Origin of the sequence: Pseudomonas putida NBRC 14164, assembly GCF_000412675.1 — a bacterium.
GTDB lineage: Bacteria > Pseudomonadota > Gammaproteobacteria > Pseudomonadales > Pseudomonadaceae > Aquipseudomonas > Aquipseudomonas putida.
The window spans coordinates 5,007,982-5,027,670 of sequence record NC_021505.1 but is presented as its reverse complement, the minus strand read 5'-3'; the positions used below and the strand labels follow the sequence as shown (position 1 = coordinate 5,027,670).

The following is a 19,689-nucleotide window of genomic DNA, read 5'->3' as shown; positions in this document are numbered from 1 at the left end:
TCCAGTCGGGGCGCGCAAAGCGCCCCGCGTCTTGAACGGGCGGCGTGATGCTGAACAAATACCCTCTGTGGAAATATGCACTGATCGTGCTGGTACTGGTGGTCGGTTTCATTTATTCCGCTCCCAACCTCTACCCGGATGATCCGGCGGTACAGATCAGCGGTGCCAGTTCGGCGCTGCAGGTGAACCAGGCCGACCTCGATCGTGTCAGCAAGGCGCTGGTCGATGCCAAGATCGCTGTCAAAGGCGCGAGCCTGGGTGAGAAGGGCAGCGGGCTGATCCGCCTGACCAACCAGGAAGACCAACTGCCAGCCAAGGATGTAGTGCGCAAGGCACTGGGCGATGATTATGTCGTGGCCCTGAACCTGGCACAGACTACCCCGCAATGGCTGCGCAACCTGGGTGCGAGCCCGATGAAGCTGGGCCTGGACCTGTCCGGTGGTGTGCACTTCCTGCTGGAAGTGGACATGGACAAGGCCATGACCGCCCGCATGAAGGTCTACGAAGGCGAGGTCAAGACCTTGCTGCGCAAAGAGCGCATCCGCTACCGCAGCCTGCCTCAGCAGGATGGTGGCATCATGCTGGGCTTCGCTGACGATGCAACCCGCGAACAGGCACGTGCCCTGATCCGCAAGAATTTCAATGATTTCGACCTGACCACCACCGAGCGCAACGACCTCGCCGTGCTGCGTCTGGCGCTGACTCAGGCAAAAGTTGCCGAGATCCGCGAATACTCGATCAAGCAGAACCTCACCACCGTGCGCAACCGTGTCAACGAGCTGGGCGTGGCCGAGCCGCTGGTACAGCGCCAGGGCGCCAACCGTATCGTGGTCGAGCTGCCGGGCGTGCAGGACACTGCCGAAGCCAAGCGTATCCTCGGTAAAACCGCCAACCTGGAGTTCCGCTTTGGTGCCGAGCCGGGTGCGTCCAAGGCCACTACCGAAGTGTTCGAGTTCCGCGAAGGCGGCCGTTCTGCGCCGGTCGAGCGCGGCCTGATCATCACCGGTGACCAGGTTACCGACGCCCAGGCCAGCTTTGACGAGCACGGTCGCCCACAAGTGAACATCCGCCTGGATGGCCACGGTGGCGAGCTGATGAGCCGTGCTACCCGTAGCAACGTCGGCCGCAGCATGGCAGTGATCTTCATCGAGCAGAAGCCGGTCACGCGCTACGTGAAGCAGACCGTCGACGGCGTCGAGAAGGACGTTGCCGTACAAAGCTTCGTGGAAGAGAAGAAGATCATCAGCCTGGCGACCATCCAGTCGCCACTGGGCAGCCAGTTCCGCATCACCGGCCTGAACGGCCAGGGCGAATCGTCCGAACTGGCCCTGCTGCTGCGTGCCGGTGGTCTGGCCGCGCCGATGTACTTCGCTGAAGAACGTACCATTGGCCCAAGCCTGGGTGCCGACAACATCACCAAGGGTATCGATGCGTCGCTGTGGGGCATGCTGTTCGTCTCGCTGTTCATCATCGCCATCTACCGTGGCTTCGGCGTGATCGCCACCATCGCCCTTGCGGGCAACATGGTGCTGCTGCTGGCGCTGATGTCGCTGCTGGGTGCCACCCTGACCCTGCCGGGTATTGCCGGTATCGTGTTGACCATGGGTATGGCGGTGGACGCCAACGTGCTGATCTTCTCGCGGATCCGCGAAGAGCTGAAAGCCGGCATGTCGGTACAGCGCGCCATCCACGAAGGCTTCAACCGCGCCTACACCGCGATCATCGACGCCAACCTGACCAGCCTGCTGGTCGGCGGTATCCTGTTCGCCATGGGGACCGGCCCGGTCAAAGGCTTTGCGGTTACCATGTCCCTCGGGATTTTCACCTCGATGTTCACCGCCGTCATGGTGACCCGCGCAATGGTCAACCTGACCTGCGGCGGGCGTGACATCAAGAAGCTGTGGGTTTGAGGGAGCTGCGATGAAAACCATCAACTTCATGGGCGTGCGCAATGTTGCGTTCGCCATTACCGTGCTCCTCACCGTGCTGGCGCTGTTCAGCTGGTGGCAGAAGGGCCTCAACTTTGGCCTGGACTTCACCGGCGGTACGCTGATCGAGCTCACATACGAGCGCCCGGCCGACCTCAAGGCGGTGCGTGCCGAGCTGGTCGACTCCGGCTTCCACGAGGCCGTGGTGCAGAGCTTCGGCGCTACCACCGACCTGCTGGTGCGTATGCCGGGCGATGACCCGCAGCTGGGTAACAAGGTAGCCGCTGCCCTGCAGAAGGCTGGCGGCGACAACCCGGCCACGCTCAAGCGTGTCGAGTTCGTTGGCCCGCAGGTGGGAGAAGAGCTGCGCGACCAGGGCGGCATGGGCATGCTCATGGCCTTGGGCGGCATCCTTATCTACCTGGCCTTCCGTTTCCAGTGGAAGTTCGCCGTGGGTGCGATCGTTTCGCTGATCCACGACGTGGTGGTCACCCTGGGTATCCTGTCGTTCTTCCAGATTACCTTCGACCTGACGGTGCTGGCGGCGGTGCTGGCGATCATCGGCTACTCGCTGAACGACACCATCGTCGTGTTCGACCGGGTGCGTGAAAACTTCCGCGTCATGCGCAAGGCTTCGCTGATCGAGAACATCAACGTTTCGACCACCCAGACCCTGCTGCGCACCATCGCCACCTCGGTTTCGACCTTGCTGGCCATTGCCGCACTGCTGTTCTTCGGTGGCGACAACCTGTTCGGCTTCTCGCTGGCCCTGTTCATCGGTGTTCTGGCCGGTACCTACTCGTCGATCTACATCGCCAACGTGGTACTGATCTGGCTGAACCTGAACAGCGAAGACCTGATCCCTCCAGTCAAGGCTGAAGGTGTGGACGAGCGCCCATAAGGCCCTGTCCCTACGCCGTACGGCGAGCAAAAAGGCGCGAGTGTTGAACTCGCGCCTTTTTTTTTGCTCCAAGGCTGGGAGAAGCGCGGGTTGAGACCCGCTGGTACGATCAGGAGGTTCACGTGAATAAATCAATGCTGGTGGGTGCGGTGCTGGGTGCTGTCGGTGTAACTGCCGGAGGTGCTGTGGCGACCTACAGCTTGGTGAACAAAGGCCCCGAAGTCGCCCAGGTGACGGACGTGCAGCCGATCAAGCAGCAGGTGAAAACCCCGCGTGAAGTATGCAAGGACGTGGCCGTGACGCGTCAGGCGCCGGTCAAGGACCAGCACCAGATTGCCGGTACCGTGGTCGGTGCGCTGGCAGGTGGCTTGCTGGGTAACCAGATTGGTGGTGGTACCGGCAAGAAGATCGCTACCGTGGCCGGTGCGGTCGGTGGTGGTTATGCCGGTAACAAGGTGCAGGAAGGCATGCAGCAGCGTGACACCTACACCACCACGCAAACCCGCTGCAATACGGTCAATGACATCAGCGAGAAGGTGGTGGGTTACAACGTGACCTATTCCATCGGTGATCAGGTAGGCAAGGTGAAGATGGACCGCGAGCCGGGGGCCACCATTCCGCTGGACAAGAATGGCAAGCTGATCCTGAGCGAAGCTGCCCAGTAATTTCGTACGCGCTCTGCTTTGTGTGGGAGCGGCCTTGTGTCGCGATGGGGTGCGCAGCGGCCCCAGGATCTGTGATCCATCAGAGATTCCCGGGGTTGCTTTGCAGCCCTATCGCGACACAAGGCCGCTCCCACAAGGACTGCGTAAGCTCTGGGCACAAAAAAAGCACCCCGAGGGGTGCTTTTTGCTTTCTGGCAATTCGCGCTTAGCGCTTCATGCTTTCTGGCAGGTGCGGCTGGATAGCGGTCAGCACGGCCTTGAAGCACTTGATGTTGCCTGCAACGATGTGGCCTTTGTCGAGGAAGTCGTGGCCACCGTTGAAGTCGCTCACCAGGCCACCGGCTTCCTGGATCAGCAGCACGCCAGCTGCCATGTCCCATTCGGACAGGCCCGACTCCCAGAAGGCGTCGAAGCGGCCAGCGGCCACGTAGGCGAGGTCCAGGCTGGCGGAGCCGGCGCGGCGGATGCCGGCGGTCTGGCCAGTCAGGGCGCGGAACATGCCCAGGTAGTTGTCCATGTCGGCCATCTGGCCATCACGGAACGGGAAGCCGGTACCCAGCAGGGCGCCTTCCAGGCTGGTGCGCGAGCTGACACGCAGGCGACGGCCATTGAGCTGGGCGCCACGGCCACGGCTGGCGGTGAATTCTTCCTGGCGTACCGGGTCGAGCACCACGGCGTGCTCAAGGCGACCACGGTATTTGCAGGCGATGCTGACGGCGAAGTGGGGGATACCGCGCAGGAAGTTGGTGGTGCCGTCCAGTGGGTCGATGATCCACAGGTAGTCTTTACCTTCTTCGCCGGTGCCCGCGTGCATGCCCGTCTCTTCACCCTGGATGGAGTGGTTCGGGTAGGCCTTGCGCAGCGCGTCGACGATCTTCTGCTCGGCGGCACGATCAACCTCGGAAACGTAGTCCTTAGCCTCTTTCTCGTCCACCTTGATGCTATCCAGGCGTTCGATGGAGCGGAAAATCAGTTCACTGGCGCTGCGAGCGGCGCGCAGGGCGATATTCAGCATAGGCTGCATGGGCGGGTCACCTGGAGATGTTAAAGAAGAAAGCCGATCATTCTAGCAGAAAAGTTTGTCGGCAGAAGTGTCACATTTGCTTTCATGGCGTTACGTCTGTCGGTTCTGTAAGATCGAAGGCCCTGATTCCTGCATCTGTGAGCACAACACCTTGCTGCAAAATATTCGTGTTGTTCTGGTCAATACCAGCCACCCCGGCAACATCGGCGGCGCTGCGCGTGCCATGAAAAACATGGGCTTGTCGCGCCTGGTGCTGGTGCAGCCGAAAGATTTCCCCGCCCTGGAAGCCAGTGCCCGCGCCTCGGGCGCCGACGATGTGCTGGATAACGCCCAGGTGGTCGACAGCCTTGAACAGGCGCTGGTCGGCTGTAACCTGGTGATGGGTACCAGCGCCCGCGAGCGCAGCATCCCCTGGCCGTTGATTGGCCCGCGCGAGTGTGGCGCCAAGGCGGTGGAGCACGCCAAGGGGGGCGAAGAGATCGCCCTGGTGTTCGGGCGCGAACACGCCGGCCTCACCAACGAAGAACTGCAGCGATGTCACTTCCACGTGCACATTCCCTCCAACCCCGACTTCAGCTCGCTGAACCTTGCGGCCGCTGTGCAGGTGCTCTCTTACGAGGTGCGCATGGCATCGCTGGCTGCCGGTGAGGCGCCGGGCAAAGTCGAGAAGGTTGACGCCAGCGAGCTGGCGACAATGGACGAAATGGAGCTGTTCTACGACCACCTGGAGAAAACCCTGGTGGGCATCGGCTTCCTCGACCCCGAAAAACCCAAGCACCTGATGCCGCGCCTGCGCCGGCTGTATGGGCGGGTGGCGGTCGAGCGTACGGAAATGAGCATTTTGCGCGGCATCCTCACCGAGACCCAGAAAGTGGTCCGTGGCGAGCCGCATAAACGGAAGGACTGACAGATGTTCGAACGCCTGCGTGAAGATATTCAAAGCGTATTCCACCGTGACCCGGCTGCGCGCAATGCCTTCGAGGTGCTCACCTGCTACCCGGGCATGCATGCCATCTGGCTGCACCGCCTGGGCAATGCCCTGTGGAAGCGTGATTTCAAGTGGCTGGCCCGGCTGGTGTCGAACTTCGGCCGCTGGCTGACCGGTATCGAGATCCATCCCGGTGCCACCATCGGCCGGCGCTTCTTCATTGACCACGGCATGGGCATCGTCATCGGCGAAACCGCCGAGATCGGCGACGACGTCACCCTTTACCAGGGTGTGACCCTGGGCGGCACCAGCTGGAACAAAGGCAAGCGCCACCCCACCCTGGAAAACGGCGTGGTGGTAGGGGCGGGGGCCAAGGTGCTGGGCCCGTTCACCGTCGGCGCCGGGGCCAAGATCGGCTCCAATGCGGTGGTGACCAAGGCTGTACCGGCCGGCGCCACGGCGGTGGGCATCCCGGGGCGGATCATCGTCAAGAGCGAGGACACCGAAGTCGAGGCCAAGCGCAAGGCCATGGCCGAGAAGATCGGTTTCGATGCCTACGGTGTCAGTGGCGACATGCCTGACCCGGTGGCGCGAGCCATCGGCCAGATGCTCGACCACTTGCAGGCCGTCGATGAGCGGTTGGAGGGCATGTGTGGCGCCCTGACCAAGATGGGTAGCGACTACTGCGCCAAGGAACTGCCGGCCCTGCCGGAAGATGATTTCACCGAGGTTGCCCAGGTGGCCCAGCGCGACACTCAGTCGCATTGATTGCGCCGCGCTGAAACCCTGGTGACATACGGGGCGTGTGCTCACGCCCCTCGTCTGCTACAATCGCGCCCGCCTCCCCGACGCAAACCCGACTAAAGCAGTAGGTCTAATAGTTGACTTAAATGCTCGGGAATCGCATACTCGCACACATCCCGAAACTCCCGTGGTACCCAATAGCCATGCGACTGACTACCAAAGGCCGATACGCCGTGACTGCCATGCTTGACCTGGCGTTGCACGCGCAGCATGGGCCGGTGTCTTTGGCCGACATTTCCGAGCGCCAGGGCATTTCCCTCTCTTATCTGGAACAGCTGTTCGCCAAGCTGCGCCGCAGCAGCCTGGTCTCCAGCGTGCGCGGTCCAGGTGGTGGCTACCAGCTGTCGCGGGGCATGGAAACCATCCAGGTGGCCCAGGTCATCGATGCGGTCAACGAATCGGTCGATGCTACCCGTTGCCAGGGCCTCGGGGACTGCCATGCCGGTGATACCTGCCTGACCCACCACCTGTGGTGCGACCTCAGTCAGCAGATCCATGAATTCCTCAGCGGCATCAGCCTGGCCGACCTCGTCATGCGCCGTGAGGTGCAGGAAGTTGCCCAGCGCCAGGACCTGCGTCGTGTCGCAGGCCGAACCGCCCAGCTGGACAAGATTGAGACGTCCGCCGTCGATTGATCCCCCAGGGACGACGAGCGACGCCACCGCCTGATAGGAGAGACAAATGAAGTTGCCGATCTACCTCGATTACTCCGCGACCACCCCGGTCGACCCACGTGTGGCCCAGAAAATGGCCGACTGCCTGCTGGTCGACGGGAACTTCGGTAACCCGGCCTCGCGCTCCCACGTCTTCGGCTGGAAGGCCGAGGAAGCGGTCGAGAACGGCCGTCGCCAGGTTGCCGAACTGATCAACGCCGATCCGCGCGAAATCGTCTGGACCAGCGGTGCCACCGAGTCCGACAACCTCGCACTGAAAGGCGTCGCGCACTTCTATCAGACCAAGGGCAAGCACATCATCACTTCCAAGATCGAGCACAAGGCGGTCCTGGACACCGCTCGCCAGCTCGAGCGTGAAGGTTTCGAAGTGACCTACCTCGAGCCAGGCGCAGACGGCATCGTCACCCCGGCCCAGGTCGAGGCAGCATTGCGCGACGACACCATTCTGGTCTCGCTGATGCACGTGAACAACGAAGTCGGCTCGATCAACGACATCGCCGCCATTGGTGAACTGACCCGTTCGCGCGGCGTGCTGTTCCATGTCGACGCCGCCCAGTCGGCCGGCAAGGTCGAAATCGACCTGCAAAAGCTGAAAGTCGACCTGATGTCGTTCTCGGCGCACAAGGTCTACGGCCCGAAAGGCATCGGCGCGCTGTATGTCAGCCGCAAGCCGCGTGTACGCCTTGAAGCCATCATTCACGGCGGTGGCCATGAGCGCGGCATGCGTTCGGGCACCCTGCCGACCCACCAGATTGTCGGCATGGGCGAAGCGTTCGCCATTGCCAAGCAGGAAATGGCCGCCGAAAACGTGCGCATCAAGGCCCTGAGCGACCGCTTCTTCAAGCAGGTCTCGGACCTCGAAGAGCTGTACGTCAACGGCAGCAGCACCGCTCGCGTGCCGCACAACCTGAACCTGAGCTTCAACTACGTCGAAGGCGAGTCGCTGCTGATGTCGCTGAAAGACATCGCCGTATCGTCCGGTTCGGCCTGCACCTCCGCTTCGCTCGAGCCGTCGTACGTACTGCGCGCTCTGGGCCGTAACGACGAGCTGGCGCACAGCTCGATCCGCTTCTCCTTCGGCCGCTTCACCACCGAAGAAGAAGTCGACTACGCCGCGCAGAAAGTCTGCGAGGCCGTTAACAAACTGCGTGAGCTGTCGCCGCTGTGGGACATGTACAAAGACGGCGTTGACATCTCCAAGATCGAGTGGGCCGCCCACTAAGCAGTCGCCGGCAAGAGCGGCTCCCTGATGAGGAAGGAATTGCACCATGGCATACAGTGAAAAGGTCATCGACCACTACGAAAACCCACGCAACGTCGGCAAGATGAATGCCGAGGACCCGGATGTCGGTACCGGCATGGTCGGTGCTCCAGCGTGCGGTGACGTGATGCGCCTGCAGATCAAGGTCAACGAGCAGGGCGTCATTGAAGACGCCAAGTTCAAGACCTACGGCTGCGGTTCGGCCATCGCTTCCAGCTCCCTCGCCACCGAGTGGATGAAGGGCAAGACCCTGGACGAAGCCGAAACCATCAAGAACACCCAGCTGGCGGAAGAACTGGCGTTGCCGCCAGTGAAGATCCACTGCTCGGTACTCGCCGAGGATGCCATCAAGGCAGCCGTTCGCGATTACAAGCAGAAAAAAGGCTTGATCTAAGTCGCCTGCAAGGTAAGAGGTAAGGAGTTCTGATGGCTATCAGCATGACAGAAGCCGCCGCCAACCACGTGCGGCGTTCCCTCCAAGGGCGCGGCAAGGGCGAAGGCATTCGCCTGGCCGTGCGCACCACCGGCTGCTCGGGCCTGGCCTACGTGCTGGAGTTCGTCGACGAAGTGGCGGGCGAAGACCAGGTGTTCGAGAACCACGGCGTGAAGGTCATCATCGACCCTAAAAGCCTGGTGTACCTCGACGGCACCGAACTGGACTTCGTCAAGGAAGGGTTGAACGAAGGCTTCAAGTTCAACAACCCCAACGTGCGCGGTGAGTGTGGCTGCGGCGAAAGCTTCAACGTCTGAGGCTGGCTGTGGGTACTCCTTGTCATTACGCTCTGTTTGATCTCCAGCCGTGCTTTCGGCTGGACCTCGACAAGCTGGCCACTCGCTACCGCGAGCTGGCCCGCGAGGTCCATCCTGACCGCTTTGCCGACGCTTCCGAGCGTGAGCAGCGGGTAGCGCTGGAGAAGTCCGCGGCCCTCAACGACGCCTACCAGACCCTGCGCAGTGCGCCGCGCCGTGCCCGCTATCTGCTGGCCATCGGTGGCCACGAAGTGCCCCAGGAGGTCACGGTCCACGACCCCGACTTCCTGCTGCAGCAAATGCAGTGGCGCGAAGAGCTTGAAGAGCTGCAGGACGAAGCCGACCTCGATGGTGTTGCCGTGTTCAAGAAGCGCCTCAAAGGTGCCCAGGACACGCTGAACGAGGATTTCGCCGCCTGCTGGGATGTGCCTGCCGAGCGCGACAAGGCCGAGCGCCTGATGCGCCGCATGCAGTTCCTCGACAAGCTCGCCCAAGAAGTGCGCCAACTGGAAGAGCGCCTCGACGATTAACCCGGCGTTGCCCGTGATGACGCCTAAGGTATTCAGATAAGCATGGCCCTACTGCAGATCGCCGAACCCGGTCAAAGCCCTCAGCCGCACCAGCGCCGCCTGGCGGTGGGTATCGACCTGGGTACCACCAATTCTCTGGTCGCTGCCGTACGCAGCGGTCGCAGCGAACCCCTGCCCGATGTGCAGGGTAATGTCATTCTGCCCTCTGCGGTACGCTACCTGGCTGACCACACTGAAGTCGGCCAGGCTGCGCGCGACGCGGCCGCCAGTGACCCGCTGAACACCGTGTTGTCGGTCAAGCGCCTTATGGGGCGCGGCCTGGCCGACGTCAAGCAATTGGGTGAGCAGCTGCCGTACCGCTTCATTGGCGGTGAATCGCACATGCCGTTCATCGACACCGTCCAGGGGCCGAAGAGCCCGGTGGAAGTGTCCGCTGACATCCTCAAGGTGCTGCGTGAGCGTGCCGAAGCGACCCTGGGCGGTGACCTGGTGGGCGCGGTGATCACCGTGCCGGCTTATTTCGACGACGCTCAGCGCCAAGCGACCAAGGATGCGGCCAAGCTGGCCGGCCTGAACGTGCTGCGCTTGCTCAACGAGCCAACTGCCGCTGCCGTTGCCTACGGCCTGGACCAGAATGCCGAAGGCCTGGTGGCCATCTATGACCTGGGTGGCGGTACTTTCGATATTTCGATCCTGCGCCTGACTGCTGGTGTGTTCGAAGTGCTGGCCACCGGCGGTGATACCGCTTTGGGTGGTGACGACTTCGACCACGCCATTGCTGGCTGGATAATCGAGCAGGCCGGCCTGTCCTCCGACCTCGACCCGGGTACCCAGCGCCAGCTGTTGCAGGCTGCCTGCGCCGCCAAGGAAGCCCTGACCGACGCTGACGTGGTCAGCATCAGTCACGGTGCCTGGCAGGGCGAGCTCAGTCGGGCCGCCTTCGATGCCATGATCGAGCCGCTGATCGCCCGCAGCCTCAAGGCCTGCCGCCGCGCCGTGCGCGACAGCGGTGTCGAGCTTGAGGAGGTAGGTGCGGTGGTCATGGTCGGTGGTTCGACCCGCGTACCGCGTGTGCGTGAGGCTGTCGGTACACTGTTTGGCCGCACGCCGCTGACCTCGATCGACCCTGATCAGGTGGTCGCCATCGGTGCCGCCATCCAGGCCGATACCCTGGCCGGGAACCGCCGCGAAGGCGGTGAACTGCTGCTGCTTGACGTCATCCCGCTGTCCCTGGGCCTTGAGACCATGGGTGGGCTGATGGAAAAAGTGATCCCGCGCAACACCACCATTCCGGTGGCGCGTGCCCAGGAGTTCACTACGTATAAAGATGGCCAGTCGGCCATGATGATCCACGTGCTGCAGGGCGAGCGCGAGCTGATCAGCGACTGCCGCTCGTTGGCGCGCTTCGAGCTGCGCGGCATTCCGGCGATGGTTGCCGGGGCGGCAAAAATTCGCGTCACCTTCCAGGTGGATGCCGACGGCCTGCTCAGCGTTGCCGCCCGGGAACTGGGTTCGGGTGTGGAAGCCAGCATCCAGGTCAAGCCGTCCTACGGCCTGACCGACGGCGAAATCGCCCGCATGCTCAAGGACTCCTTCGAACACGCAGGTTCCGACAAGCAGGCCCGCCAGTTGCGTGAGCACCAGGTGGACGGCGAGCGCTTGCTCGAAGCGGTACAGGGCGCCCTGGACGCCGACGGTGAGCGCCTGCTTAGCAGCGACGAGCGCGACGCCATTGCATTCCAGATGCAAGAACTACGTGATTTGCTGGCCGGCACCGATGGCGCAGCCATCGAGCAACAGACCAAGCGTCTGTCGCAGGTGACCGACGCATTTGCCGCCCGTCGCCTTGATTCGACGGTCAAAGCCGCACTGGCCGGGCGCAACCTGAATGAGATCGAGGAGTAACCGATGCCGCTGGTGACATTCCTGCCGCATGAGAAGTTCTGCCCAGAAGGGCTGACCGTGGAGGTCGAGCCCGGGACCAACATCCTGGAGCTGGCCCACGACCATCACATCGAGATGGAAAGCGCCTGCGGCGGCGTCAAGGCCTGCACCACTTGCCACTGCATCGTGCGCAAGGGCTTCGATTCGCTCGAAGAAGCCGACGAGCTGGAAGAGGACATGCTGGACAAGGCATGGGGGCTGGAGGCGCAGTCGCGCCTTGGTTGCCAGGTGGTCGTGGGCGATACCGACCTGACTATCGAGATCCCCAAGTATTCGCTCAACCACGCTGCCGAAGCGCCGCACTGAGGTCCTGTACATGAGTCTGAAATGGGTTGATGTACTTGAGATCGCCATCCAGCTTGCAGAAAGCAAGCCTGAGGTCGATCCTCGTTATGTGAATTTCGTGGACCTGCACCGCTGGGTGCTGGCATTGCCAGAGTTCAGCGACGATCCGTCACGCGGCGGTGAGAAAGTGCTTGAGGCAATCCAGGCCGCCTGGATCGACGAAGCCGACTAAGCGTCATGTGCAGGTTAGGCAATCCCCTGAAACCCGCGTATAATTCGCGGGTTTAATTTTTCGTAACACTCATATTCTGGAGTTTTCCATGGCTGTTCAACGTACTTTCTCGATCATCAAGCCTGACGCAGTTGCCAAAAACGTCATCGGCAAGATCACCACTCGCTTTGAAGAAGCCGGCCTGAAAATCGTTGCCTCGAAAATCAAGCAACTGTCCAAAGCCGAAGCCGAAGGCTTCTACGCTGAGCACAGCGCTCGCGGCTTCTTCGGTGACCTGGTTGCCTTCATGACTTCCGGCCCGGTTGTTGTTCAGGTTCTGGAAGGCGAAAACGCCATCGCTCTGAACCGCGAGCTGATGGGCGCTACCAACCCTAAAGAAGCAGCTGCCGGCACCATCCGTGCTGACTTCGCCGAGTCGATCGACGCCAACGCCGTTCACGGTTCGGACTCCGAAGCTGCTGCTGCTCGCGAAATCGCTTACTTCTTCGCTGCTACCGAGGTAACCACTCGCTAAGCGAAAGCTTACGGGTGAGGGTGAATCCATGACGACATCTACTGGCAAAATCAACCTGTTGGGTCTGACCCAGCCGGAAATGGAACAATTCTTCGACTCAATCGGGGAGAAGCGCTTCCGTGCCGGCCAGGTGATGAAATGGATTCACCATTTTGGCGTGTCCGACTTTGCGGCCATGACCAACGTAGGCAAGGCCTTGCGCGAAAAGCTCGAGGCCGTTGCCGAGATTCGCCCACCGGAAGTGGTCAGTGAAGACATTTCCGCCGACGGCACCCGTAAGTGGGTGATCCGCGTTGCCTCCGGCAGCTGCGTCGAGACCGTCTACATTCCTACCGACGACCGCGGCACCCTGTGCGTATCGTCGCAAGCCGGCTGTGCCCTGGATTGCAGCTTCTGCTCCACCGGCAAGCAAGGCTTCAACAGCAACCTCACCGCCGCTGAAGTCATCGGCCAGGTGTGGCTTGCCAACAAATCCTTCGGGACCGTTCCTGCCAAAGTCGACCGCGCGATTACCAACGTGGTCATGATGGGCATGGGCGAGCCCTTGCTGAACTTCGACAACGTCATCGCTGCCATGAAAATCATGATGGATGACTTGGGCTATGGCATTTCCAAGCGTCGCGTCACCTTGTCCACCTCGGGCGTGGTGCCGATGATCGACGAACTGGCCAAGCACATCGACGTGTCGCTGGCCCTGTCGCTGCACGCACCGAACGACGAACTGCGCAACAAGCTGGTACCGATCAACAAGAAGTACCCGCTCAAAGTGCTGCTGGAGTCGTGCATGGGCTACATGTCCACCCTGGGTGGCAAGCGTGTGCTCACCGTCGAGTACACCCTGCTCAAGGACGTCAACGACCAGCCTGAGCATGCCGCGCAAATGATCGAGTTGCTGCGCGATGTGCCGTGCAAGATCAACCTGATCCCGTTCAACCCATTCCCGCATTCGGGCTACGAGCGGCCGAGCAACAACGCCATTCGTCGCTTCCAGGACCTTCTGCACCACGGTGGTTTCAACGTTACCACCCGTACCACCCGTGGTGAGGACATCGATGCCGCCTGTGGCCAGCTGGTCGGCCAGGTCAACGACCGCACCCGTCGCAGCGAGCGCTACATCGCCGTACGCCAGCTTTCTGCGGACGTCGAGCTGCAAGACAGCGCCGCCAGCCACTGACCGGGACTTAGCCCATGAGCCTGCGCGCTGCGCTGTCGATCCTTGCGCTTTTGCTGCTGGCCGGCTGCGTGTCGGGCGGCGCGGGCGACCCCCTGGCCAACCGCCAGGGCAGGGCGGATGCGGGGCGTGCTTATGTGCAGCTTGGCCTGGGTTATTTGCAACAGGGTTTGACCGAGCAGGCCAAGGCGCCGCTGGGCAAGGCCCTGGCCCTGGACAGCCGTGATGCCGACGCACATGCCGCCCTGGCGCTGGTGTTCCAGGCCGAGGGTGAGCCGACACTGGCGGAGGCGCACTTTCGCAAAGCCTTGCAGGCCCGCACGGGCGACACGCGAATTCGCAACAATTACGGCAGTTTCCTTTATGCTCAGGGGCGATTTGCCGAGGCCGAGCAGATGTTTCGCCTGGCCAGTAGCGATACCCTGTATCCTGAGCGCTCACGCGTGTACGAGAACCTGGGCCTGACCGCCCTCAAGCTCGATAGCCGCGAGGCGGCGCACGCGTATCTGCTCAAAGCGTTGCAACTCAACCAGCGGCAACCGAAAGCGTTGCTGGAAATGGCTGAGTTGTCCTACGAAAACAGGCATTATGTGCCGGCCCGGGACTACTACGATCGTTTCAGCCAGTTGAGCGACCACGATGCCCGTAGCCTGCTGCTGGGTAGCCGCCTTGCCAGGGTGTTCGACGAGCAGGGCACATTGGCCGAGCTGGGCCAGCAATTACAACGACTTTATCCCGGTACGCCGGAATATCAGCAATACCTGTCGGAGCAACGATGAACGCCGCGCATCCCGAAGTAGCAGTAGCGCCTGGCCAGAACCCCGGTGAGCTTTTGCGCCTGGCCCGTGAGAAACGGGACTGGTCTCAAGCCGAGGTGGCCCGCAAGCTCAACCTCACTGTCAGTTCGTTGAACCATGTGGAAACCGGCGCCTTCGACAAGCTGCCCGGGCATACCTTCGCCCGTGGCTATATCCGCGCCTATGCCAAGTTGATGGACCTTGACCAGGCCACCCTGGTAGAAGCCTTCGACCGCTACACCGGTACCCACGCCAAAGGCAGCGATGTGCACTCGCTGGGGCGCATCGAAGAGCCGGTACGCCTGTCGCACAACATCCTGCGCGGCGTCAGCCTGTTGTTGCTGGTGGCCGTGGTCGGCGGTGGCTTCGTCTGGTGGCAGGACCAGGGCAGCCTGCGTGGCAAGGACCTGGCCAAGATGGCCCTGGAGCACGTCGAAGTCGAAAGCGCCGACGGCACCACTCAGATTCACCCGCTTGACGAGCCTGAAGATCAGGCTGTTACCGCTGGCCAGCAGCCTGAGAGTGCGCCGCTGGCACTGGAGCAGGGCACTGCCGAACAGCCTGCCGCTACCGCCGAACAGGCCCCGGCAAGCCCGGCACCCACGGCTGCTGCACCCGCACCCGCCCAGCAGGTGCCTGCGCAGCCCGCAGCCAGCGTAGCGCCTGCTCCGGTCGCACCGGCCACCCCTGCACCGGCCGCCGTTGCGCCAGCAGCACCTGCAGCCGCCGTGGCCGCTGCCGAGCCCGCCGCAGTACCGGCAGGCAGCGCCAAGGTCGCCATCCAGTTCACCGCCGATTGCTGGACCCAGGTCTCCGATGGCAACGGCAAGGTGCTGTTCAGCGCCGTCAAGCGCAAGGGGGACAACCTCGAGCTGACCGGCAAGCCGCCGTTCGCGGTGCGCCTGGGCTTTGCCCGTGGCGCCCAGGTCAGCTACAACGGCCAGGCCGTCGATGTTGCCCCGTTCACCAGTGGCGAGACTGCTCGCCTGAAGTTGGGACAGTAAGTCATGCACGGCGAATCTCCGATCAAACGTCGCGAATCCCGCAAAATCTGGGTCGGCAATGTGCCGGTAGGTGGTGATGCACCTATCGCGGTGCAGAGCATGACCAACACCGACACCAACGATGTCGCCGCCACCGTGGCGCAAATCCAGCGCCTGGTCGATGCCGGCGTGGACATCGTGCGGGTTTCGGTGCCGGACATGGACGCGGCCGAGGCGTTTGGCAAGATCAAGCAACTGGTCAGCGTGCCGCTGGTCGCCGACATCCACTTCGACTACAAGATCGCCCTGCGCGTGGCCGAACTGGGCGTCGATTGCCTGCGTATCAACCCGGGTAACATCGGCCGCGAAGACCGTGTACGCGCCGTGGTTGATGCTGCCCGCGACCGTGGCATACCGATCCGCATCGGCGTCAACGCCGGGTCCCTGGAAAAGGACCTGCAGAAGAAGTACGGCGAACCGACCCCGGCGGCGCTGGTGGAGTCGGCCCTGCGCCACGTCGAGCACCTCGACCGCCTGGACTTCCAGGACTTCAAGGTCAGCGTCAAGGCATCCGATGTGTTCATGGCCGTCGAAGCCTACCGGCTGCTGGCCAAGCAGATCGTGCAGCCGCTGCACCTGGGCATCACCGAAGCGGGTGGCCTGCGTTCAGGGACGGTGAAATCCGCCGTCGGCCTCGGTATGCTGCTGGCCGAGGGCATTGGCGATACCATCCGTATCTCGCTTGCGGCCGACCCGGTCGAAGAAGTGAAAGTCGGCTACGACATCCTCAAGTCGCTGCACCTGCGTTCGCGTGGCATCAACTTCATCGCCTGCCCGAGCTGCTCGCGGCAGAACTTCGATGTGGTCAAGACCATGAACGAGCTGGAAGGGCGCCTGGAAGACCTGCTGGTGCCGCTGGACGTGGCGGTGATCGGTTGTGTGGTCAACGGCCCGGGTGAAGCCAAGGAAGCCCATGTAGGCTTGACCGGCGGCACGCCGAACCTGATCTACATCGACGGCAAGCCGGCGCAGAAACTGACCAATGACAACCTGGTCGATGAGCTGGAAAGGCTCATCCGTCAGAAAGCGGCCGAAAAGGTCGAAGCCGACGCGGCGCTGATCGCCCGTGGCTGACACACAGAATTCGTAAGGACTTTTCGTGAGCAAATCGCTGCAAGCCATCCGTGGCATGAACGACATCCTGCCAGAACAGTCGCCACTGTGGCGCTACTTCGAAGGCACCGTGGCCGGTCTGCTGGATACCTACGGGTACAGCCAGATCCGTACGCCGATCGTCGAGTTCACCGAGCTGTTCAAGCGCTCGATCGGTGAAGTGACCGACATCGTCGAAAAAGAGATGTACACCTTCGAGGACCGCAACGGCGATTCGCTGACCCTGCGCCCCGAAGGCACCGCCGCGTGCGTACGTGCCGTGCTGGAGCATGGCATCACCGGCAACGGCCAGGTGCAGAAACTGTGGTACATCGGCCAGATGTTCCGCCACGAGCGCCCGCAGAAGGGCCGCTACCGCCAGTTCCACCAGATTGGCGTGGAAGTGTTCAACCTGGATGGCCCGGACATCGATGCCGAGCTGATCATGCTGACCTGGCGCCTGTGGGGCCTGCTGGGCATCCAGGATGCGGTCAAGCTGGAGCTCAACAGCCTGGGTACCAGCGAAGCCCGTGCGCGCTACCGTGATGCGCTGGTCGAGTTCCTCTCGGCGCGCCTCGAGCAACTGGACGAAGACAGCCAGCGCCGCCTGAAGAGCAACCCGCTGCGCATCCTCGACAGCAAGGACCAGAACACCCAGGCGGTGCTGGTGGGGGCGCCCAAGCTGGAAGATTACCTGGACGAAGCCTCGCGCGTGCACTTCGAGGGCCTCAAGGCCCGCCTGGACGCCGCCGGCATTCCGTTCGTGATCAATACCAAGCTGGTGCGTGGCCTGGACTACTACAGCAAGACCGTATTCGAGTGGGTCACCGACAAGCTCGGTTCCCAGGGCACCGTGTGCGCCGGTGGCCGCTACGACGGCCTGGTCGAGCAGATGGGCGGCAAGCCGACCACGGGCGTCGGTTTCGCCATGGGTATCGAGCGCCTGATCCTGCTGCTGGAAACCCTGGGCCAGGTGCCGGAGTCCATCAACCGCCAGATCGACGTCTACCTGTGCGCCTTTGGCGAGCAGGCCGAGCTGGCTGGCCTGCGCCTGTCCGAAACCCTGCGCGACCGCTTGCCGGGCCTGCGCCTGGCGGTGAACGCGGGCGGTGGCAGCTTCAAGAGCCAGTTCAAGAAAGCCGACAAGAGCGGGGCGCTGTTCGCCCTGATCCTCGGTGACGAGGAACTGGCCAGGCAAGAAATCGGCTTCAAGCCCCTGCGTGGCCAGGGCGAACAACAGAACATTGCCTGGGATGCTCTGGCAGAGCACCTGGAAACCGCGATCGCGCAAGCGTAACGCGGTTCAACAAGCGAATAGGCGAAAAGGAGTATTGGGGTGTCGAGTACCGATGATGATGACCTGGCAGGGGTCAAGGACTGGTGGAACCGCAACGGCAAGCCGCTGCTGACTGGCGCATTGCTGGCAGGCGTGGTGGTGTTGGGCTGGAATACCTGGCACAAGTACCAGAACAACCAGTCGCAAGGTGCCTCGCAGCTGTATCAGGCGTTGCTTGAAACCAGCCTGACGCCGACTGGCCAGCCAGACGCCACCAAGGTCGCGGAACTGGCCGGCAAGCTCAAGAGCGAGTTTGGCGGTACCGCCTATGCCCAGTACGGCAGCCTGTTCGTGGCCAAGGTCGCGGTCGAGAGCGGCAAGCTCGACGACGCCGCTGCCGAGCTCAAAGGCGTGCTGGACAAGCCGGCCGACGTGACCCTGGGCGAGATTTCGCGCCAGCGTCTGGCCCGCGTGCTGGCCGCCCAGAACAAGGCCGAGGATGCCCTCAAGCTGCTCGACGGCGACGCCGACAAGGCCTTCCTGGCCAGTCGTGAAGAGTTGAAGGGTGACCTGCTGGTACAGCTGGGTCGCGCCGACGACGCGCACAGCGCTTACGAAAAAGCCAAGGCTGCGTTGTCCGATGAGGCGGCGGTCGGTGGCCTGCAATTGAAGCTGGATGACCTGGCTAAAGGGGACGCGTAAGTGATCGGTTGGAAACATGCAGCAGTGCTGACCCTGGCCGTACTGGCCGCCGGTTGCAGCAGCAACAGCAAGAAGGAACTGCCCCCGGCCGAGCTGACCAAGTTCACCGAGGAAGTGGTGCTGAAGAAGCAGTGGAGCCGTTCGATCGGTGACGGCCAGGGTGAGACCTACAACACCCTGGTACCGGCCATCGAAAACGACCGTATCTACGCCTCCGACGTCAATGGCGAAGTCTTCGCCCTCGACCGCATCACCGGTGACGTGGTGTGGAAGAAGGACCTGGAGCTGCAGGTTTCCGGCGCTGTCGGCGTGGGCTACGGCCTGGTCATGCTCGGCACCCTCAAGGGCGAAGTCATTGCCCTGGACTCCAGCACCGGTGAAGAGCGTTGGCGCTCGCGCGTGACCAGCGAAGTGCTGGCCCCGCCTGCCAACAACGGTGATGTGGTGGTGGTGCAGACCCAGGACGATCGCCTGATCGGCCTGGATGCCGCCACTGGCGACCGCCGCTGGATCTACGAGAACTCCCCGGCCGTACTGACCCTGCGTGGTACCGGTGCTCCGATCGCCACCAATCGCCTGGCCGTCGCCGGCCTGTCCACCGGCAAGGTGGTCGCGGTGGACATCAACAACGGTGTGCCGGTGTGGGAAAGCCGCGTGGCCATCCCGAAGGGCCGTTCCGAGCTGGACCGTGTGGTTGATATCGACGGCGGCTTGCTGCTGTCTGGTGGTACCCTGTACGTCAGCACCTACCAGGGCCGTGTAGCGGGCCTGGACCTGGAAAGCGGCCGCGAGCTGTGGCAGCGCGATGCTTCCAGCTATGTGGGCGTCGCCCAGGGCTTCGGTAACGTCTACGTCAGCGAAGCTTCGGGTACCGTGGAAGGCGTGGATGAGCGCTCTTCCAGCGCCCTGTGGAGCAACGACAGCATGGCTCGCCGCCAGCTGACCGCCCCTGAAGTGTTCAGCAGCTACGTGGCTGTGGGTGACTTTGAGGGTTACCTGCACCTGCTGAGCCAGGTGGATGGCCGCTTCGTCGGCCGTGAACGTATCGATAGCGATGGCCTGCGCGCCCGCCCACTTGTGGTCGGCGACACCATCTATGTCTTTGGCAACAGCGGTAAGCTCGAGGCACTGACCATCCGCTGAAGCTATGCTTGAAGCCTTGGCGGGC

Annotated in this window: 22 protein-coding genes; 21 read left to right on the top strand and 1 reads right to left on the bottom strand. The window is 62.5% G+C overall.

The features are described 5' to 3' along the window. Positions 1-47: 47 nt before the first annotated feature. The 3 genes from secD to PP4_RS22345 all read left to right on the top strand — a co-directional run bounded on the left by secD (position 48) and on the right by PP4_RS22345 (position 3,494). Entirely contained in the window at positions 48-1,910 is a 1,863-nt protein-coding gene (gene secD / locus PP4_RS22355; protein ID WP_016501405.1) for a protein translocase subunit SecD, read from the top strand. Positions 1,911-1,920: 10 nt separating this feature from the next. Beyond that, positions 1,921-2,829 carry a protein translocase subunit SecF gene (gene secF, locus PP4_RS22350; RefSeq protein ID WP_016501404.1) on the top strand — a complete coding sequence of 303 codons (909 nt, stop codon included), beginning with the start codon at positions 1,921-1,923 and terminating at the stop codon, positions 2,827-2,829. Between the two features lie 122 nt (positions 2,830-2,951). Continuing rightward, entirely contained in the window at positions 2,952-3,494 is a 543-nt protein-coding gene (locus PP4_RS22345; protein WP_016501403.1) for a glycine zipper 2TM domain-containing protein, read from the top strand. Between the two features lie 205 nt (positions 3,495-3,699). Here the strand turns inward: PP4_RS22345 and suhB are convergent, their stop codons facing one another. After that, positions 3,700-4,518, bottom strand: coding sequence for a type III secretion system regulator SuhB (gene suhB / locus PP4_RS22340; protein ID WP_012270588.1), 819 nt, complete (start codon positions 4,516-4,518; stop codon positions 3,700-3,702). A gap of 151 nt (positions 4,519-4,669) precedes the next feature. Here suhB and trmJ point away from each other — a divergent pair, with 151 nt between their 5' ends. The 18 genes from trmJ (at position 4,670) to bamB (ending at position 19,664) form a co-directional block, all read left to right on the top strand. Then, the gene (gene trmJ, locus PP4_RS22335) at positions 4,670-5,425 is read left to right on the top strand and encodes a tRNA (cytosine(32)/uridine(32)-2'-O)-methyltransferase TrmJ (RefSeq protein WP_041167863.1); all 756 of its coding nucleotides are present in this window, start codon (positions 4,670-4,672) and stop codon (positions 5,423-5,425) included. A gap of 3 nt (positions 5,426-5,428) precedes the next feature. Further along, a complete protein-coding gene (gene cysE / locus PP4_RS22330) occupies positions 5,429-6,214 on the top strand; it encodes a serine O-acetyltransferase (RefSeq protein WP_016501401.1) in 786 nt (261 codons plus the stop codon). Positions 6,215-6,393: 179 nt separating this feature from the next. Beyond that, a complete protein-coding gene (gene iscR / locus PP4_RS22325; RefSeq protein WP_008092572.1) occupies positions 6,394-6,885 on the top strand; it encodes a Fe-S cluster assembly transcriptional regulator IscR in 492 nt (163 codons plus the stop codon). A gap of 46 nt (positions 6,886-6,931) precedes the next feature. Beyond that, a complete protein-coding gene (locus PP4_RS22320; protein WP_016501400.1) occupies positions 6,932-8,146 on the top strand; it encodes an IscS subfamily cysteine desulfurase in 1,215 nt (404 codons plus the stop codon). Between the two features lie 46 nt (positions 8,147-8,192). Then, positions 8,193-8,579 carry a Fe-S cluster assembly scaffold IscU gene (gene iscU, locus PP4_RS22315; RefSeq protein WP_003248539.1) on the top strand — a complete coding sequence of 129 codons (387 nt, stop codon included), beginning with the start codon at positions 8,193-8,195 and terminating at the stop codon, positions 8,577-8,579. Positions 8,580-8,611: 32 nt separating this feature from the next. Then, positions 8,612-8,935, top strand: a complete 324-nt coding sequence (gene iscA, locus PP4_RS22310; RefSeq protein ID WP_016501399.1) for an iron-sulfur cluster assembly protein IscA — start codon at positions 8,612-8,614, stop codon at positions 8,933-8,935. A gap of 8 nt (positions 8,936-8,943) precedes the next feature. Continuing rightward, complete coding sequence (hscB, locus tag PP4_RS22305; RefSeq protein WP_016501398.1) at positions 8,944-9,465, top strand: co-chaperone HscB; 522 nt, start codon at positions 8,944-8,946, stop codon at positions 9,463-9,465. Between the two features lie 42 nt (positions 9,466-9,507). After that, a complete protein-coding gene (gene hscA, locus PP4_RS22300) occupies positions 9,508-11,370 on the top strand; it encodes a Fe-S protein assembly chaperone HscA (protein ID WP_016501397.1) in 1,863 nt (620 codons plus the stop codon). Between the two features lie 3 nt (positions 11,371-11,373). Then, positions 11,374-11,715 carry an ISC system 2Fe-2S type ferredoxin gene (fdx, locus tag PP4_RS22295; RefSeq protein WP_016501396.1) on the top strand — a complete coding sequence of 114 codons (342 nt, stop codon included), beginning with the start codon at positions 11,374-11,376 and terminating at the stop codon, positions 11,713-11,715. 10 nt (positions 11,716-11,725) lie between these two features. Next, positions 11,726-11,926: a Fe-S cluster assembly protein IscX gene (gene iscX / locus PP4_RS22290; protein WP_003248529.1), complete on the top strand. Its 201-nt coding sequence runs from the start codon at positions 11,726-11,728 to the stop codon at positions 11,924-11,926. Positions 11,927-12,014: 88 nt separating this feature from the next. Continuing rightward, positions 12,015-12,440, top strand: a complete 426-nt coding sequence (gene ndk, locus PP4_RS22285; protein ID WP_008092560.1) for a nucleoside-diphosphate kinase — start codon at positions 12,015-12,017, stop codon at positions 12,438-12,440. A gap of 28 nt (positions 12,441-12,468) precedes the next feature. Beyond that, on the top strand, positions 12,469-13,614 hold the full coding sequence (gene rlmN / locus PP4_RS22280) for a 23S rRNA (adenine(2503)-C(2))-methyltransferase RlmN (RefSeq protein WP_016484976.1): 1,146 nt from the start codon (positions 12,469-12,471) through the stop codon (positions 13,612-13,614). A 14-nt stretch (positions 13,615-13,628) separates the two neighbouring features. Then, the gene (gene pilW, locus PP4_RS22275) at positions 13,629-14,390 is read left to right on the top strand and encodes a type IV pilus biogenesis/stability protein PilW (RefSeq protein WP_016501395.1); all 762 of its coding nucleotides are present in this window, start codon (positions 13,629-13,631) and stop codon (positions 14,388-14,390) included. Continuing rightward, on the top strand, positions 14,387-15,412 hold the full coding sequence (locus PP4_RS22270; protein WP_016501394.1) for a RodZ domain-containing protein: 1,026 nt from the start codon (positions 14,387-14,389) through the stop codon (positions 15,410-15,412). The genes pilW and PP4_RS22270 overlap by 4 nt, the downstream gene beginning before the upstream one ends. A 3-nt stretch (positions 15,413-15,415) precedes the next feature. After that, on the top strand, positions 15,416-16,525 hold the full coding sequence (gene ispG, locus PP4_RS22265) for a flavodoxin-dependent (E)-4-hydroxy-3-methylbut-2-enyl-diphosphate synthase (RefSeq protein WP_016501393.1): 1,110 nt from the start codon (positions 15,416-15,418) through the stop codon (positions 16,523-16,525). A gap of 25 nt (positions 16,526-16,550) precedes the next feature. Continuing rightward, positions 16,551-17,840 (top strand): histidine--tRNA ligase, encoded by a 1,290-nt coding sequence (gene hisS / locus PP4_RS22260; protein WP_016501392.1) that lies wholly within the window; start codon positions 16,551-16,553, stop codon positions 17,838-17,840. A gap of 39 nt (positions 17,841-17,879) precedes the next feature. Beyond that, on the top strand, positions 17,880-18,521 hold the full coding sequence (locus PP4_RS22255) for a tetratricopeptide repeat protein (protein WP_016501391.1): 642 nt from the start codon (positions 17,880-17,882) through the stop codon (positions 18,519-18,521). After that, on the top strand, positions 18,522-19,664 hold the full coding sequence (gene bamB, locus PP4_RS22250; protein WP_003248513.1) for an outer membrane protein assembly factor BamB: 1,143 nt from the start codon (positions 18,522-18,524) through the stop codon (positions 19,662-19,664). Positions 19,665-19,689: the final 25 nt, after the last annotated feature.

What these genes read in the sequence shown, in the direction of transcription:
- PP4_RS22270 (WP_016501394.1), top strand. Translation starts at nt 14,387, where the DNA reads ATGAACGCCGCGCATCCCGAAGTAGCAGTAGCGCCTGGCCAGAACCCC.
- ndk (WP_008092560.1), top strand. Translation starts at nt 12,015, where the DNA reads ATGGCTGTTCAACGTACTTTCTCGATCATCAAGCCTGACGCAGTTGCC.
- pilW (WP_016501395.1), top strand. Translation starts at nt 13,629, where the DNA reads ATGAGCCTGCGCGCTGCGCTGTCGATCCTTGCGCTTTTGCTGCTGGCC.
- suhB (WP_012270588.1), bottom strand. Translation starts at nt 4,518, where the DNA reads ATGCAGCCTATGCTGAATATCGCCCTGCGCGCCGCTCGCAGCGCCAGT.
- PP4_RS22320 (WP_016501400.1), top strand. Translation starts at nt 6,932, where the DNA reads ATGAAGTTGCCGATCTACCTCGATTACTCCGCGACCACCCCGGTCGAC.
- fdx (WP_016501396.1), top strand. Translation starts at nt 11,374, where the DNA reads ATGCCGCTGGTGACATTCCTGCCGCATGAGAAGTTCTGCCCAGAAGGG.
- iscR (WP_008092572.1), top strand. Translation starts at nt 6,394, where the DNA reads ATGCGACTGACTACCAAAGGCCGATACGCCGTGACTGCCATGCTTGAC.
- cysE (WP_016501401.1), top strand. Translation starts at nt 5,429, where the DNA reads ATGTTCGAACGCCTGCGTGAAGATATTCAAAGCGTATTCCACCGTGAC.
- iscA (WP_016501399.1), top strand. Translation starts at nt 8,612, where the DNA reads ATGGCTATCAGCATGACAGAAGCCGCCGCCAACCACGTGCGGCGTTCC.
- secD (WP_016501405.1), top strand. Translation starts at nt 48, where the DNA reads ATGCTGAACAAATACCCTCTGTGGAAATATGCACTGATCGTGCTGGTA.
- iscU (WP_003248539.1), top strand. Translation starts at nt 8,193, where the DNA reads ATGGCATACAGTGAAAAGGTCATCGACCACTACGAAAACCCACGCAAC.
- hscA (WP_016501397.1), top strand. Translation starts at nt 9,508, where the DNA reads ATGGCCCTACTGCAGATCGCCGAACCCGGTCAAAGCCCTCAGCCGCAC.
- secF (WP_016501404.1), top strand. Translation starts at nt 1,921, where the DNA reads ATGAAAACCATCAACTTCATGGGCGTGCGCAATGTTGCGTTCGCCATT.
- rlmN (WP_016484976.1), top strand. Translation starts at nt 12,469, where the DNA reads ATGACGACATCTACTGGCAAAATCAACCTGTTGGGTCTGACCCAGCCG.
- ispG (WP_016501393.1), top strand. Translation starts at nt 15,416, where the DNA reads ATGCACGGCGAATCTCCGATCAAACGTCGCGAATCCCGCAAAATCTGG.
- iscX (WP_003248529.1), top strand. Translation starts at nt 11,726, where the DNA reads ATGAGTCTGAAATGGGTTGATGTACTTGAGATCGCCATCCAGCTTGCA.